13 protein-coding genes and 1 pseudogene are annotated in these 15,394 nt (G+C 64.3%); 9 read left to right on the forward strand and 5 right to left on the reverse strand.

From position 1 onward, the window contains the following. Positions 1–23: 23 nt before the first annotated feature. From QFZ91_RS10765 to QFZ91_RS10775, 3 genes are all read left to right on the forward strand, one after another. Positions 24–1,244: a benzoate/H(+) symporter BenE family transporter gene (locus QFZ91_RS10765; RefSeq protein ID WP_429567219.1), complete on the forward strand. Its 1,221-nt coding sequence runs from the start codon at positions 24–26 to the stop codon at positions 1,242–1,244. A gap of 224 nt (positions 1,245–1,468) precedes the next feature. Beyond that, positions 1,469–2,422 (forward strand): transaldolase, encoded by a 954-nt coding sequence (gene tal, locus QFZ91_RS10770; protein ID WP_429567220.1) that lies wholly within the window; start codon positions 1,469–1,471, stop codon positions 2,420–2,422. A gap of 223 nt (positions 2,423–2,645) precedes the next feature. Continuing rightward, a complete protein-coding gene (locus QFZ91_RS10775) occupies positions 2,646–3,065 on the forward strand; it encodes a VOC family protein (RefSeq protein ID WP_429567221.1) in 420 nt (139 codons plus the stop codon). A 3-nt stretch (positions 3,066–3,068) separates the two neighbouring features. Here QFZ91_RS10775 and QFZ91_RS10780 read toward each other — a convergent pair whose 3' ends face one another. The 4 genes from QFZ91_RS10780 to QFZ91_RS10795 form a co-directional block, all read right to left on the reverse strand. Next, the gene (locus QFZ91_RS10780; RefSeq protein ID WP_429567222.1) at positions 3,069–4,223 is read right to left on the reverse strand and encodes an FUSC family protein; all 1,155 of its coding nucleotides are present in this window, start codon (positions 4,221–4,223) and stop codon (positions 3,069–3,071) included. A 129-nt stretch (positions 4,224–4,352) separates the two neighbouring features. Next, positions 4,353–5,903: a monocarboxylate uptake permease MctP gene (mctP, locus tag QFZ91_RS10785; RefSeq protein WP_176121243.1), complete on the reverse strand. Its 1,551-nt coding sequence runs from the start codon at positions 5,901–5,903 to the stop codon at positions 4,353–4,355. After that, positions 5,900–6,142 (reverse strand): DUF3311 domain-containing protein, encoded by a 243-nt coding sequence (locus QFZ91_RS10790; protein ID WP_176109210.1) that lies wholly within the window; start codon positions 6,140–6,142, stop codon positions 5,900–5,902. Before QFZ91_RS10790 ends, mctP begins: the two co-directional genes overlap by 4 nt. 295 nt (positions 6,143–6,437) lie before the next feature. Continuing rightward, the gene (locus QFZ91_RS10795; RefSeq protein ID WP_429567223.1) at positions 6,438–7,373 is read right to left on the reverse strand and encodes a spermidine synthase; all 936 of its coding nucleotides are present in this window, start codon (positions 7,371–7,373) and stop codon (positions 6,438–6,440) included. A 389-nt stretch (positions 7,374–7,762) separates the two neighbouring features. On the opposite strand from QFZ91_RS10795, the gene QFZ91_RS10800 reads away from it, so the two are divergent. The 3 genes and pseudogenes from QFZ91_RS10800 to QFZ91_RS10810 all read left to right on the forward strand — a co-directional run bounded on the left by QFZ91_RS10800 (position 7,763) and on the right by QFZ91_RS10810 (position 10,585). Continuing rightward, positions 7,763–9,013 (forward strand): cyclic nucleotide-binding domain-containing protein, encoded by a 1,251-nt coding sequence (locus QFZ91_RS10800; RefSeq protein ID WP_429567224.1) that lies wholly within the window; start codon positions 7,763–7,765, stop codon positions 9,011–9,013. Between the two features lie 61 nt (positions 9,014–9,074). Continuing rightward, positions 9,075–9,839, forward strand: a complete 765-nt coding sequence (locus QFZ91_RS10805) for a flagellar motor protein (protein ID WP_429567225.1) — start codon at positions 9,075–9,077, stop codon at positions 9,837–9,839. 58 nt (positions 9,840–9,897) lie between these two features. After that, positions 9,898–10,585 (forward strand): annotated as a pseudogene (locus QFZ91_RS10810) (OmpA/MotB family protein). A gap of 97 nt (positions 10,586–10,682) precedes the next feature. On the opposite strand, the gene QFZ91_RS10815 reads toward QFZ91_RS10810, so the two are convergent. Further along, positions 10,683–12,923 carry an NADP-dependent isocitrate dehydrogenase gene (locus tag QFZ91_RS10815; RefSeq protein ID WP_429567226.1) on the reverse strand — a complete coding sequence of 747 codons (2,241 nt, stop codon included), beginning with the start codon at positions 12,921–12,923 and terminating at the stop codon, positions 10,683–10,685. A 361-nt stretch (positions 12,924–13,284) separates the two neighbouring features. On the opposite strand from QFZ91_RS10815, the gene QFZ91_RS10820 reads away from it, so the two are divergent. The 3 genes from QFZ91_RS10820 to QFZ91_RS10830 all read left to right on the forward strand — a co-directional run bounded on the left by QFZ91_RS10820 (position 13,285) and on the right by QFZ91_RS10830 (position 15,080). Beyond that, the gene (locus QFZ91_RS10820; protein ID WP_429567227.1) at positions 13,285–14,112 is read left to right on the forward strand and encodes an AraC family transcriptional regulator; all 828 of its coding nucleotides are present in this window, start codon (positions 13,285–13,287) and stop codon (positions 14,110–14,112) included. An 81-nt stretch (positions 14,113–14,193) separates the two neighbouring features. Continuing rightward, positions 14,194–14,595, forward strand: a complete 402-nt coding sequence (locus QFZ91_RS10825; protein ID WP_429567228.1) for a cupin domain-containing protein — start codon at positions 14,194–14,196, stop codon at positions 14,593–14,595. Positions 14,596–14,603: 8 nt separating this feature from the next. Further along, positions 14,604–15,080, forward strand: coding sequence for a GNAT family N-acetyltransferase (locus QFZ91_RS10830; RefSeq protein ID WP_429568622.1), 477 nt, complete (start codon positions 14,604–14,606; stop codon positions 15,078–15,080). The last annotated feature ends 314 nt before the right edge of the window (positions 15,081–15,394 follow it).

Genomic DNA, 15,394 nt, shown 5'->3' on the forward strand with positions numbered 1-15,394 from the left:
TTCCACAACAACAAAGCCTTCGCATGAGTTCGTCCCCGTCGCCCCAGCTGTCCCCCGCCGCCGCGCCGCAGAGGCGCTTCAATCCGCTCGCCGATACGTCGCTGTCGACGATCGTCGCGGGCTTCGTCGCGGCGATGACCGGCTACACGAGCTCGCTCGTGCTGATGTTCCAGGCGGGCCAGGCCGCGCATCTGAGCGACGCGCAGATTTCGTCTTGGATCTGGGCGCTGTCGATCGGCATGGGCCTCTGCACGATCGGCCTGTCGCTGCGCTTTCGCGCGCCGATCGTGATTGCGTGGTCGACGCCGGGCGCGGCGCTGCTGGTGTCGTCGCTGCCGCATGTCGAGTATGCGCAGGCCATCGGCGCGTTCATCTTCTGCGCGGCGCTGCTGACGCTGGTCGGCATCACCGGTTGGTTCGACGCGCTGATGAAGCGGATTCCGTCCGGCCTCGCGGCGGCGCTCCTCGCGGGCATCCTGTTCGAGATCGGCATCGAGATTTTCCGCGCCGCGCAGTACCAGACCGCGCTCGTGCTGACGATGTTCTTCACCTACCTGATCGTCAAACGGTTCGTGCCGCGTTACGCGATTCCGACCACGCTGGTGGTCGGCACGGCCGCGGCCGGCGGCCTCGGGCTGCTCGACTTCAGCCACTTTCACGTCGCGCTCGCGCATCCGGTGCTGACGATGCCGTCGTTTTCGGTGGCGGCGTGCGTGAGCATCGGCATTCCGCTGTTCGTGGTCGCGATGGCCTCGCAGAACGTGCCGGGCATCGCGGTGCTGCGCGCCGACGGCTATACGACCCCGTCCGCGCCGCTGATCGCGACGACCGGCGTCGCGTCGCTGCTGCTCGCGCCGTTCGGCTCGCACGGCATCAATCTTGCAGCGATCACGGCGGCGATCTGCACCGGCCCCGAAGCGCACGAAAACCCCGCGAGGCGCTACACGGCGGCCGTATGGGGCGGCATTTTCTATCTGCTCGCGGGGGTGTTCGGCGCGACGATCGCCGCGCTGTTCGCGGCGTTTCCGAAGGAACTGATCGTCTCCGTCGCGGCGCTCGCGCTATTCGGCTCGATCATGAGCGGCCTCGCCAATGCGATGCAGGATACGCGGCAGCGCGAGGCGGCGCTCGTTACGTTCATGGTGACCGCCTCGGGGCTCACGCTGCTGTCGATCGGCTCGGCCTTCTGGGGGCTCGTCGCCGGCGTGATCACGCAAGTCGTGCTGAACGCGCGCCGCGTGTGAACGAATCGCCACGCCCGGCTGTCCGTACCCGGTGTTCATGCCGTCGTCGGCGATCCGCCATAGAATAGATGTATCCGGCAGCGTTTCCCGGCGCCATCGCGGGACGCGCTGCGGCTTGACCCGCGGCCGCCGGCGCCGGCTGATCGCTGTGTTTCGTCCAGCCGGCGCGGCGGCGTCCTCATTTCTCCTGAACCACGGCGCACACGCGCCCTGAAGGCCCGAACATGACAACCGCACTCGACCAACTCAAGCAATACACCACCGTGGTGGCCGACACTGGCGACTTCCAGCAGCTCGCGCAGTACAAGCCGCGAGATGCGACCACCAATCCGTCGCTGATTCTGAAGGCCGTGCAGAAAGACGACTACCGACCGCTGCTCGAAAAGACCGTGAAGGCGCATGCGTCGAAACCGGTCGGTGCGATCATCGACCAGTTGCTGATCGCGTTCGGCACCGAAATCCTGAAGATCATCCCCGGGCGGGTGTCGACCGAAGTCGACGCGCGCCTGTCGTTCGACATCGAAGGCTCGATCAAGAAAGCCCATGAGCTGATCGCGCTGTACAAGGAGCACGGCGTCGAACGCGACCGCGTGCTGATCAAGCTCGCGTCGACGTGGGAAGGCGTGCGCGCGGCCGAGGTGCTGCAGAAGGAAGGCATCAGCTGCAACATGACGCTGCTGTTCTCGCTCCCGCAGGCGGCGGCCTGTGCAGAAGCTGGTGCGCAGCTGATCTCGCCGTTCGTCGGCCGCATCTACGACTGGTACAAGAAGAGCGCCGGCAGCGCGTGGGACGAAGCGAAAGACGGCGGCGCCAACGACCCGGGCGTCAAGTCGGTGCGCCGCATCTATGGGTACTACAAAAAGTTCGGCTACAAAACCGAAGTGATGGGCGCGAGCTTCCGCACGACCTCGCAGATCCTGGAACTGGCCGGCTGCGATCTGCTGACGATCAGCCCCGACCTGCTGCAAAAGCTGCACGAGAGCACCGACAAGATCGAGCGCAAGCTGTCGCCGGAGGCGTCGCAGGACGCGGACATCGAGCGCGTGCCGGTCGACGAAAAGTCGTTCCGCTTCCTCGTCAACGACGACGCGATGGCGACCGAGAAGCTCGCCGAAGGCATCCGTACGTTCGCCGCGGACGCAATCAAGCTGGAAAAACTGATCGACACGCTGCGCTGAGGTGCCGCGGGCAGCGGACGTGGCTGGCTGTGTGACGCTCACGTTCACGCTCGCCGCGCCGCGCCCGCTCCGCCCGAAAGCGATCCATGACAAGCGGCGCCGAATCTGACGGTTCGGCGCCGCTCCTCGTTTACGCCGCGACTACAATCGATTGCACGCCCATCCCCGCCTGAGCTGGCGAGGAACGAGGGCGCCCGCCCAACGCCTGACCAGGGAGACGATCATGTATGTTCAGCCCTACGTGTTCTTCAACGGCCGTTGCCAGGAAGCGCTCGACTACTACACCGACAAACTCGGCGCCCAGGTAACCTTCAAGATGCTATTCAAGGACGCGCCACCCGACGCGCAAAACCCGCCACGCCCCGAACTCGCCGACAAGATCATGCACGCGAACGTGCAGCTGGGCTCGAGCACGTGGATGGCTTCCGACGGCAACTGCGATCCGGCGGCCGGCCCGTTCAATGGCTTCAGCCTGTCGCTGACCGTCGAAGACGGCGCGGCGGCGGAAAAATGCTTCAACGCGCTCGCCGATGGCGGCCACGTCGTGATGCCGTTCCAGCCAACGTTCTGGAGCAAGGGCTTCGGAATGGTGGTGGATCGCTTCGGCATGACGTGGATGGTCACGCTGCCGCCGCAGGTTTGAGGCTTAGCGGCCGAGCCTTTCGGTTCGGCTACTACCCACCACGCGTCGCCCGCTCGTGCCGCTCGATGTTCCAGTTCGGCTCGGTCTCCAGCAATAGCGCGCGCAGCCGGTCCACCTGCTCCGCGAGCCGCTGACCGAGCCAGTACGGTCCTTGCCAGTCGGGCGGCAACGCGGTGGCCACGTCGCCATGCCCCTTCGCGAGCGGCGCCGCGGCCGGAATGCCGAAGCGCGACGGACGGCCGAAACGCAGCCCGCGCGCGGTGGACAACAGGATCGCGCGCACAGCGCGCACCTCGGCGCCGCAATGCGCTGCATAGGCGCTGCGCGCGCGGCGGCGGCGGCGTTCATCAGCGGCCCGGTGGCCAGCAGTTCGAGCGAACTGAGCACCGAGCGATGCAGCCGCTGGATCTCCTCGAGTCGCGTCTGCGGCACGTCGATTTCCTTCGCGACCGACGGCATCAGCGAACGAAGTTGCACGAGCCGCTTGTTGATCCGCAGGAAGCGCTGGACCTGCTCCTCCTCGGTGATCGTCTCGCCGTCGAGCAGCCGCGCGTAGATGCCCGCGCATTCGCGCAGATTGGCGGCGAGCCCGTAGCGCCACGAATACGTCGCGTGCAGTGGAAAGGCGAACGAAAACGCCAGCGCGATCACGATGCCGATCAGCACGTTCAACGTGCGCCACAGGCCGACGTCGATCAGGTTGTCGCCGTGGCCCGCGACGATGCACATCGTAATCGCGGTCAGAAGCCCGATATAGCCGGACGAGCCGATCGCGAACCACGCGCAGATCGACGCGATGATCGCCTCCAGCACATAGGTGAGCGGCAGCGAGCCGATGAAGTTCTGCTGCACGATCAGCAACAGGCCGATCGACGCGCCGAGCAGCGTGCCGGCCGCCCGTTCGGCCGCTTTCTTGCGGATATTGCCGTGATGCTGCAAGCCGCCGATCACGACCAGCAGCGTCACCGACGACCAGATGCCGTGCGGGATATCGATGCCGGTCGTCGCCAGAATCGACACCAGCATCGCGAGGCCGACGCGCAGGCTATGCAGCACCTTCGCGTGGCGGTAGCGGTAATACGGCGACGTGACCGCGCGCACCATCCGACTCAGCGCCGCGCGGCGGGGGATCACGGTGGGAGTATTGGCAGCAGCCATGGCGGCGCGCGGCGAACGCGTGAAAGGACGGTTCCGCTATCCTGCCCTGGAGTGCCCCGCAAACACAAACGCCCGTCAACTTGCGTCGGCGGGCGTTGCGGGTTTGGGAGCGTGAAGTTGCAGCCGGAATCAGCCTTCGACGATGTCCAGGTAGTCTTCCGGACGGGTGCGATCCTCGGCGCGCTGCATGCCCACCGCGCGCACGATCAGGCTCACGACCACCGACACCACGAGGTTCACGATCAGCGACCACACCGCCGCATAGCCCGGAATCGCGATGCCGAACAGATGAATCGTGAAGATCGAGCTCGCGAGGTTCAACGAAATCGCCATCCACGTGCCGGTCGCGATACCCGCCGCCCAGCCGAGCAGCAGACCCCGATAGTCGAGCACACGCGTGTAGAGACCGAGCACGATGGCCGGCAGCGTCTGGATGATCCAGATCCCGCCGAGCAGCTGCAGCTGGATCGCGTAGGTCAGCGGCAGACCGAGAATGAACGCGACCGCGCCGACCTTGACGATCAGCGACACCAGCTTCGCGACGTTGGTCTCCTGGTCGTGCGTCATGTTGCGGTTGATGAACTCCTTGTGCACGTTGCGCGTGTACAGGTTCGCGGCCGCGATCGACATGATCGCCGCCGGCACCAGCGCGCCGATACCGATCGCCGCGAACGCGACGCCGACGAACCACGACGGGAAGAAGTGCAGGAACAGCGCCGGCACCGCGAAGTTCGGGCCGAAGGCCTTGAAGTACGGCGCGAACTCGGGCATGTCCTTCACGCCGGCCGCGAGCGCCATGAAGCCGAGCAGCGCGAGCAGGCCGAGCACCAGCGAATACGCCGGCAGCAAGGCCATGTTGCGGCGGATCGTGTTGCCCGACTTCGAAGACAGCACCGCGGTGATCGAGTGCGGATACAGGAACAGCGCGAGCGCCGAACCCACGGCGAGCGTCGCGTACGCGCTATAGCCGTTCAGGCTCGACACGTCCGGCGACTTCAGCAGCAGCTTGGCCGGCGGGACCGCGCCGAAGATATGGCCGAAGCCGCCCAGCTGCGGCGGAATCACGATGATCGCGGCGAAGATCGTCACGTAGATCAGGATGTCCTTGACCACCGCGATCATCGCCGGCGCGCGCAGGCCCGACGTGTACGTGTAGGCCGCGAGGATCGCGAACGCGATGATCAGCGGCAGATCGCCGACGAAGCCGGTGGTGTCGAAGCCGAGCGCGCCGATCACCACTTCGATACCGACCAGCTGCAGCGCGATGTACGGCATCGTCGCGACGATGCCGGTCACGGCGACAGCGAGCGCGAGCATGCGGCTGCCGTAGCGGGCCGACACGAAGTCCGCCGAGGTCACGTAGCCGTGGCGCTTCGCGATGCTCCACAGCTTCGGGAACACGACGAAGGCGAACGGATAGATCAGGATCGTGTACGGCAGCGCGAAGAAGCCGGTTGCGCCCGCGCCGAACACGAGCGCCGGCACCGCGATGAAGGTGTAGGCGGTGTACAGGTCGCCGCCGAGCAGGAACCACGTGACGATCGTGCCGAAGCGCCGCCCGCCCAGACCCCACTCTTCGAGGTGCGCGAGATCGCCGCGCCGCCAGTGTGCCGCGACGAAGCCGAGAATCGTGACGCCGATGAAAAACAGAACGAAGACAAAGGTTGCAATGGGGTTCATCGTTGTGCGCCCCCGTTCGGGCGACCCGTATAGCGGGACTTGGTCTTCACATAGACGAACGCGGTGATGACCGCGCTGATCAGCACCCACAGCAGCTGATACCAGTAGAAGAACGGGAAATCGAACAGCTGCGGCTCGATCCGGTTGTAGGACGGCACCCAGATCATCGCGATCCACGGTAGCAGCAATAGCCAGAGCCAGTGCTTGCTGGCTTTGTTCACGTCGGCGTCGTGAGCCATGACGTCTCCTGTTTTTCCTATTTTGAATTTATCTGCCCGTGGTCGCCGGGAGGAGGAACTCAGCGGGTGGTCGTCCCGCGGTCCGCCACGGGCTCCCCGAAAGCCTCGCAAGAGTATAGGAGTGGCGAACGCCCGGTCAAGCCGGGGCGACCCCGAGGCACGTTGGCGTCCAACGCTGCAGATTGGATCACGCTGCAGCATCGACGTGAAAAAAATACCGGAAGCAAAACGGCCGTGCCGACTGATACGCCGGCACGGCCGCCTCATTCTTCGCGCGCTGATCGGAATTCAGCGCTCAGATGGCAAACGATGCGCCCGTCTGCCCCGTCGATTCGCGCAGGCCCTTGATCCACTTGCGCGCCGGCAAACCGAGCTCGGCTTCGATCAGCTTCGCGCGCGCGTCGAGCGCGGCGAACGGCACGTCGAGCGCCGGGCCCGAGAACGCGATCGCGATGCGGTTGCCGTCGTGCACTTCGGGCAGCGCGACGACGCGACCGTCGAAGGCTTCGTTCAGGCGCTTCATGTTGCGCACGAAGCTCGGATGATCGCCGAACAGATTCACCGTGACGATGCCCGCGTCGGTCAGACATGCGCGCGCCGCGCGGTAAAAACCGACGCTGTCGAGCACCGGGCCGCGCGCGGTCGCGTCGTAGACGTCGATCTGCAGCGCGCCGATGGTGCCGTGATTCGCGCTCTCGTTGACGAAGTCCCATGCGTCGGTTTCGTGCACCGTCAGGCGCGCATCGTCGGGCGGCAGTTCGAACATCGTGCGCGCGGCCACCACGACCGCCGGATTCAGTTCGACGGCCTCGACCTGCGCGCTCTTCAGGAAGCGGTGCGCGAACTTGGTCAGCGCCGCCGCGCCGAGCCCGAGCTGCACGATGCGCTTGGGCGTTTCGAGAAACAGCAGCCAGGCCATCATCTGCTGCGCGTATTCGAGTTCGATGTGATCGGGCTTGCGCAGACGCATCGCGCCTTGCACCCATTCCGTGCCGAAATGCAGGTAGCGCACGCCGCCCTCTTCGGAGAACGTCACCGGCGCGAAGCGCGGCTTGCGCGGCGCTTCGATTTGCGGCGCGTCGTGAAGCTCGTGGTCGAAGGCGCGGTTCGCGTTGCGTGGGGTTTTTGGCGCCTGTCTGTGCGCGATTTTCCGCTTACCGCCGATGGCTTCGGCGTCCCGGTTACGGAAAGCGCGTGCTTCGGCCGAAGCGCGCTTGATCAGTTTCGTCATGTGTGGATGTCGCGCCGCGGGCGCATGATTTTTGGTCGACCGAGAGCATAGCATTCGCTGCGGCCCGCTCATTCGAATGCGCTCTTTTGCAATCCGCTTTCAACGGACTCTCGCACGGAACCGCGTCGATAAAAAATTTGGCGGCCACTACTTCAGCGCATACATGCACCAATACGCACGCGCAAACGATTGACATGTCGCTTTATCGCCGTTCTTCTCGTCTGAACGCGGCTCACAGCGTATTTCCTCGCGGTCCGCCCCTCCGCTGCCGGTTAAAGAGAGCCCCGCCAATGTCGTAAACGGCATACAGGGCTGCCGACCCATGCAATGCAATGCAATGCATCGCGTCGTGCAGCCGCAAGGATAAATCGCGCTGCAGGGGAATTACTTTGAATCGGCAACAGTCGTGGACGCGCACAGCGGCGCCCGGTGAGGTCATCTATTCCGAGGGCTACTCGGGTGAGCCCGTCGTCTTTCTGATCACGGAAGGCAAGGTCGAACTTTCCACTCGCTGCGACGACAAAAAGGTCGTCGTCGCGACGCTGGGCCGAGGCGAATTTTTCGGCGAAGCCGCGTTGCTTGCGGCCGAGCCGCGCAGCAACACCGCGAAAGCGCTGACCTTCTGTCAACTGACCGTCGTGCCGGCCAGCATGCTCGACGAAGAGATCGAACGCGTGTCGCCGTTGCTGCGTCATATCACGCGCACGCTGATTCGTCGCGTGAAGCGCAAGGACGATCTGCTCGCGATCTACACGCACGCCGACTTTCTGCCTGGTGTGCTGTCGTATGCGCACGTGCTGACGCTGATGTCCAACGGCGAACGGCGCGATGCGAGCGATAGCTGGGGACGCCGGCCGCTGCACTCGCAGGCCGAGGAAACCTCGGTACCGCTCGTCGAAGTGATTAAAAAATGCCGCGCGATTGCCGGCCATTCGCGTCCGCACGTGATGGCGATGCTCAAGCGGATGGAGAAGCTCAATCTCGTGACGATCGAGGCCGCGCAGTCCGGACAACTGAATAACGTATCGACCGAATACTCGGCGTACGACGGCGCGGCCGCGCGCCAGGTCGTCACGTTCGACGCCGCGCGCATCGTCGATCGCGCGCAGCAGGTCGCGGACGGCGACCTCGATATCGCGGTGAGCAGCGAGCTCGAGCTGATCGAGCTGACCGATCTGGAGGCGTTGATCGGCGTCGACAAGACGTTGATTCTGAACAAGCTGTCGCACGGCGAAATCGCCGACGAAGTGTTCGCATTCCGCAAGTCGAAGGTGCTGACCTACGTCGAGCAGCAAGGCGTCGCGTATTTCTCGCGACGCAATACGCGCCAGAGCGGCGCACTGAATTCGCTCGACGATCTCGCATTCGTCGACCAGCGCACGCTGTTCGAAGCCGTCAGCGCCTTCGACACGTACGATCTCGCGAAGCTGCTCGCCAGTATCGACGGGCAGCCGGTAGCCGAGCGCCTGTTGTCGGTGATGACCGAAGTGCGTCGTAACGAAGTGTCGTGGGTGATGCGGCGCGATCTCAAGATCGATGCGATCGAAGTCGGCGACATCGAGCAACGTCTGCTCGATGCGGTGAAAACGCTGAAGGCACCGTCCGCGCCGCGCGCGGCGCTACACGAGGCCGCGCGCTAAGCGGTTTGACGGCGCGCCGCCGCTCATGCGCGCGTGAGCGCGGCGCCGTTCGGGGAAAGGCATGGACCTGTTGACGTTATTTGGTGTGCTGTTCGGTGGAGCGGCAATCGTTTTGGGCTTCGCGCTCGAAGGCGGGCATTTTCTGACGCTGTTCCAGTACGAGGCATTCGTCATCGTACTCGGCGGCACGCTCGGCGCGGTGATGATCCAGAACACGTGGGCACGCTTCTTCGATGCGGTGAAGCTGCTCGGCCTCGCGTTCAGGCGCGCGCGGCGGGTCGAGCAGAAGAGCCTGTCGGATCTGCTCGAATGGGGCGATCAGGCTAAGCTCAACGGCCTGCTCGCGTTCGAATCGATGGACGCGAGCGGCATTCATCCGTTCGCCAAACGCGGGCTCGAACTGCTCGCGAACGGCGTGTCGACCGCCGTGCTCGAAGACGCATTGCAGCGCGAGCTCGATGCCTATGCGCGCAACCACATGGCGGCGGCGCGCGTATGGCAGCAGGCGGGCGGCTATGCGCCGACGTTCGGCATTCTCGGCTCGGTGCTCGGGTTGATCCAGGTCACCAATCACATTCTCGACCCGGCACAACTCGGCTCGGGCATCGCGACGGCTTTCGTCGCGACGCTGTACGGTCTCGCACTCGCGAATCTGGTGTTTCTGCCGCTGTACGGCAAGCTGCAGGCGCAGCTCGACAGCGAGGTGCGGTTTCGCCGGCTTTATCTCGACGGACTGCTCGCGATTTCGCGCAAGGAGTCGCCGCATACGATCGAAACGCGTCTGAGCGGCGAGGTGCGCGGGCGCGCAGCGGAGTCCCTGGCCTGAGCCTTTTGGAGCGCGCCGCTGAGCGAGACGCGCCGACATTCGAAACGGATCAATCACTATGCAAACGACGTCTGGCGGCAAGAGCCTCGCCAGCAGCACGGACGATCGCGACGAGCACAGCGGCGAAGGCACCGAGGGCGGCCGCTGGCTGATCTCGTACGCGGACCTCATCACGACGATGATGGTGCTGTTCCTCGCGTTGTACGCGTTGCAGTTGGCGAAATCGAAGCAACTCGAACTCAGGTATCAGACGCTCGAGACTAAAACGGCGCAGCAGAGCGCGCCCCCGCCAGCAGGCGGCACGCAACAGGATGCGCGCAAGCAACTGAGCGCCTTGCTCGATGCACTGCGCGAGAAAGGGCTGATCACGGTGACGGACGTGCCGCACGGCGTCGAAATCGGCATCAACGCGAAGATCCTGTTCAACGCCGGCGATGCGCGGCTGCTACCCGATTCGTTCGAGGTGCTGACTCAGATCGCGCAGGTGCTGCAAAAGGATTCGACGGGAAACGTGCTCGTCGAAGGACATACCGACAGCGTGCCGATTGCGACCCGCGAAATATGCGTCTAACTGGGAGCTGTCGTCAGCTCGTGCCGGGGCGGTGGTCAGGTATCTGGTCGAGCGCGGGATCGAGCCGCATCGACTGGCCGCGATCGGGCGGGCGGACAATTTCCCGCTGGTTGCCGGCGCTGACGCGGCGGCAAGAGCTGCGAACCGCCGGGTCACGATCGTCGTGCAGTACTGAACGCGTTCGCGGGCAGCGTTTGCAGGCAGCATTGGCCGCCCTTCCTACGACGAGCCGCCCGCGCGCAACGGGCCGCCCATCGTCACTTGCCGTTACCTCACTCGACGCGCACCGCCTTGAGCGCCTCGTTGAATGTGCGGCTGGGCCGCATCACCTCTTCGAGCTTGTTGAAGTCCGGCTTGTAATAGCCGCCGATGTCCGCCGGCGCGCCCTGCACCGACGCGAGCTCCGCGACGATCACCTGCTCGTTGGCGGTCAGCTGCGTCGCGAGCGGCGCGAACTGCGCGGCCAGCGCGGCATCGTCCGTTTGCGCGGCCAGCTCCTGCGCCCAGTACATCGCGAGATAGAACTGGCTGCCGCGATTGTCGAGCTCGCCCGTCTTCGGGCTCGGGCTGCGGTTGTTGTCGAGCAGCTTGCCGGTTGCGGTGTCGAGCGTCTTCGCGAGGATCTTCGCCCGGTTGTTGCCGGTCTTGATGCCCAGCTCTTCGAGCGATACCGCGAGCGCGAGGAATTCGCCGAGCGAGTCCCAGCGCAGATGGTTCTCTTCGACGAGCTGCTTCACGTGCTTCGGCGCCGAACCGCCCGCGCCGGTCTCGTACATGCCGCCGCCCGCCATCAACGGCACGATCGACAGCATCTTCGCGCTCGTGCCCAGCTCCATGATCGGGAACAGGTCGGTCAGATAATCGCGCAGGATGTTGCCGGTGACCGAGATCGTATCGAGCCCGCGCACGACGCGCTCCAGCGTGTAACGCATCGCGCGCACCTGCGACATGATCTGGATGTCGAGGCCGGTGGTGTCGTAATCCTTCAGGTAGGCCTCGACCTTCTTGATCAGTTCCGCCTCGTGCGGGCGATACGGGTCGAGCCAGAACACCGCGGGTGTGCGGGAATTGCGCACGCGCGTGACCGCGAGCTTGACCCAGTCGCGGATCGCCGCATCTTTCACCTCGCACATGCGCCAGATGTCGCCCTGCTCGACGTTCTGCGTGAGCAGCACCTCGCCGCTCGCGAGATCGACGATGCGCGCCTCGCCGTCTTCCGGCACTTCGAAGGTCTTGTCGTGCGAGCCGTATTCTTCCGCCTTCTGCGCCATCAGGCCGACGTTCGGCACGGTGCCCATCGTGACCGGATCGAACGCGCCGTTGGTCTTGCAGAAGTTGATGATCTCCTGGTAGATGCGCGCGAACGTGCTCTCCGGGATCACCGCCTTGGTGTCTTTTGGACGACCGTCGGCGCCCCACATCTTGCCGCCGGCGCGAATCATCGCCGGCATCGACGCATCGACGATCACGTCGTTCGGCGCGTGCAGGTTCGAGATGCCCTTCGCCGAATCGACCATCGCCAGTTCCGGACGATGCTCGTGGCACGCGTGCAGGTCGCGGATCACTTCCTCGCGCTGCGATTCCGGCAACGCCTCGATCTTCTCGTACAGATTGACGAGGCCGTTGTTGACGTTCACGCCGAGCTCGTCGAACAGCTTGCCGTGCTTCGCGAACGCGTCCTTGTAGAACACCTTCACCGCGTGGCCGAAGACGATCGGATGCGAGATCTTCATCATCGTCGCCTTCACGTGCAGCGACAGCATCATGCCGGTCTTGCGCGCGTCTTCCATCTGGTCTTCATAGAACGCGAGAAGCGCCTTTTTGCTCATGAACATGCTGTCGATGATCTCGCCGGCCTCTAGCGCGACCTTCGGTTTCAGCACGATCGTCTTGCCGTTCTTCGTGACGAGTTCCATCTTCACGTCGCGCGCGCGATCGAGCGTCATCGATTTTTCGCCGTGATAGAAGTCGCCGTGCCGCATGGTGGCGACGTGCGTGCGCGACGCCATGCTCCATTCGGTCATGCTGTGCGGATGCTTGCGCGCGTAGTTCTTCACCGCGGCAGGCGCGCGACGGTCCGAGTTGCCCTCGCGCAGCACCGGGTTGACCGCGCTGCCGAGACACTTCGAGTAGCGCTGACGGATCGCCTTCTCCGCGTCGGTCTTCGGATCTTCCGGATAGTCGGGCACCTTGTAGCCCTTCGCCTGCAGTTCCTTGATCGCGCTCGTCAGTTGCGGCACCGATGCGCTGATGTTGGGCAGCTTGATGATGTTGGTGTCGGGCAACGAGGTCAGGCGACCGAGTTCAGCGAGGTTGTCGGGCACCCGCTGCGCTTCGGTCAGAAATTCGGGGAACTCCCCGAGGATGCGGCCCGCGACCGAGATGTCGCTGGTCTCGACCTCGATGCCGGCCGGCCTCGTGAAGGTCCGGATAATCGGCAGGAACGCGGCGGTCGCGAGCAGCGGGGCCTCGTCGGTGAGGGTGTAGATGATGGTCGGTTGCTGGGTCGTCATTGCTAGGCTCTGGGCGGGCGGTTGAGAGGCATCTCGCGCGGGAAACCGGCAGGATGCGCAAGCGTCGATCAGGAAAACGACAACACGAGGATACAAACGCTGTGCGCGGCGGATGGCGATGCGGGGCCCTGGAACGCCAAAGCGGAACGATTAAGCGAACACGGCGGACTGCGTCGCGCAGCGGGTCGCACGTCTGGATTCTGCCTCATTTTTGGGCTGACGCAAGAGCGGCCGAACCGGCGCGCAGGAACGTGCGACTTGCCTGCCAGGCTGGCATCCCGTGCGTCGCACGGCCACATCGATACAATGAGCCGATGTACGGGGATTCCCGCAGATCTGCCAATCGAAGCCGGAGAGCGTCATGGACGGCGATACCAGCAAAGCCCAATCCGACTGGATTTCCCGTTCGGAGCCCACCGACGGAGTCGAACGCATCGAAGCCTTTTTCCACGGCAATGCGTACTCCCTGCATCGGCACGACACCTACGCAATCGGCCTGACGCTCGCCGGCGTTCAGTGCTTTCACTACCGGCGCGGCTTGCGCACCAGCCTGCCCGGACAGACGATGGTGCTGCATCCCGACGAAGCGCACGACGGTCAGGCCGGCACGCAGGAGGGATTCCGTTATCAGATGATTTACGTGCACCCGGCCGCCATCCAGGAGGTCCTCGGAGGCCGGCCGCTGCCATTCGTCGAAGGCGGGGTCACGACCGATCCACGGCTGTTCGAAGCGACGAAGACAGCGCTGCGCCAGATGCGCGGCGACGCCGAACCGCTCGAGCGCGACGACGCGCTCGCCGGCCTCGCGCTCGCGCTGGACAGCGTATCGGGTGCCCGAGCTGCGCGCAGGTCCGCGGATTTCGCGGCAGCGCAGCGGGCACGGGAATATCTGCACGCATCGAGCAGCCGCGTCGTCACGCTGGATGAACTTGCCGCCGTCAGCGGACAGGACCGCTGGAGCCTGTCGCGCGATTTCCGAACCTTTTACGGCACCAGCCCCTATCACTACCTGGTCATGCGCCGGCTCGAAGCGGCGCGCGCGATGATGCTGCGCGGCGTTTCCCTCGTGGACACGGCGGCAGCGGCCGGCTTCGCCGACCAGAGCCACATGACCCGGCATTTTCGCCACGCATACGGAATCCCGCCCGCACGTTGGCTCGCGATGACGAGCGATCGGCGCGCCGGCTAGCGCAGGCTTGCACGATCGTTCAAGACACCCGCCGGCCGCCGGCCTAAGCTCTGTTCCAGCTATCACCCGAATGGAGCCACCATGCACAGCGATTCCCAGCCGACCCCCGAGCAACGCGGCCAATACAAGACGATCAATCTGCTCGACAAGATCCGTCAGATCGACGATCACTGGCAGCCGCGCGTGGTTGCCGAAATGAACGACTATCAGTTCAAGGTCGTAAAGATAGAGGGCGATTTCGTCTGGCACCGGCATGCCGACACCGACGAGACTTTCATCGTTCTCGAAGGGCGCTTGCGCATCGACTTCCGCGATCGCTCGATCGAACTGCTCGCCGGAGAAATGGCGGTGATTCCAAAGGGAGTCGAGCACAAGCCGTATGCCGGCTCCGAAGTGAAGCTGCTGCTGATCGAACCGCGCGGCGTCGTCAACACCGGCGATACGACCAACGAAAGAACGGCCGAAAACGACGTATGGATCTGAGAACCGCCATGCAAACGCCGCTGCCGATCGTTCGCGAAGCCGTTTTCCCCGCCGATACGCGCAAGCTCGTCGCGGTGATCCGAGAGTATGTCCAGTGGCTGGATCTGGACCTGTCGTACCGTGGATTCGATGCCGAAATGGACGCGTTCGAAGCGATTTACACGTTGCCATCCGGCATGTTCTTCGTCGCCGATGCCGGCGGCGAACTCGCCGGTTGCGCGGGGCTGCTGCGCCATAGTGCGGGGACCGCCGAAATCAAGCGCCTGTTCGTTCGCGACGCATTCAGAGGGATGCGTCTCGGCGAAACGCTGGTGACGTCGGTGATCGGGAAAGCAAAATCGTTGGGCTTCTCGAAGCTGGTCCTCGACTCGGTGCCGAAAACCGCTTTCGCGCAGCGCATCTACGAGCGATTAGGGTTCGTGGAAATCGCGCCTTACTACGCAAATCCGGTCGAGGGCACGAGGTTTCTTGCACTCGAGCTTTGACGGCGCGGCGCGGCGTCGCTCGTCTTCGAACCTTCGCCATAGCGCGCAGGTTGCATATACATCTATTGCTACAGCGCACGCCTCGATTCTTCCTTCGAATTTTCGTTTCGCGCGAAAATCCCCCCTATATGAAGGCGCGCCGCCCGTCGTCAGCGAAAACCCTACTTCCGCCATCATCTTCAATTCTCTATCTTGTCTATACAACTGAGCTGAAGCTCGAAGCCAGGCACTTCAACTTCGACGACGTATGCGTCAGCTGACAGGCAATGGCGCGGGAATCCCGCGCTCGTACGGCGGCCGGCAACATTCACACC

It is taken from the genome of Paraburkholderia sp. JPY419 (genome assembly GCF_050435705.1).
Lineage (GTDB): Bacteria > Pseudomonadota > Gammaproteobacteria > Burkholderiales > Burkholderiaceae > Paraburkholderia > Paraburkholderia youngii.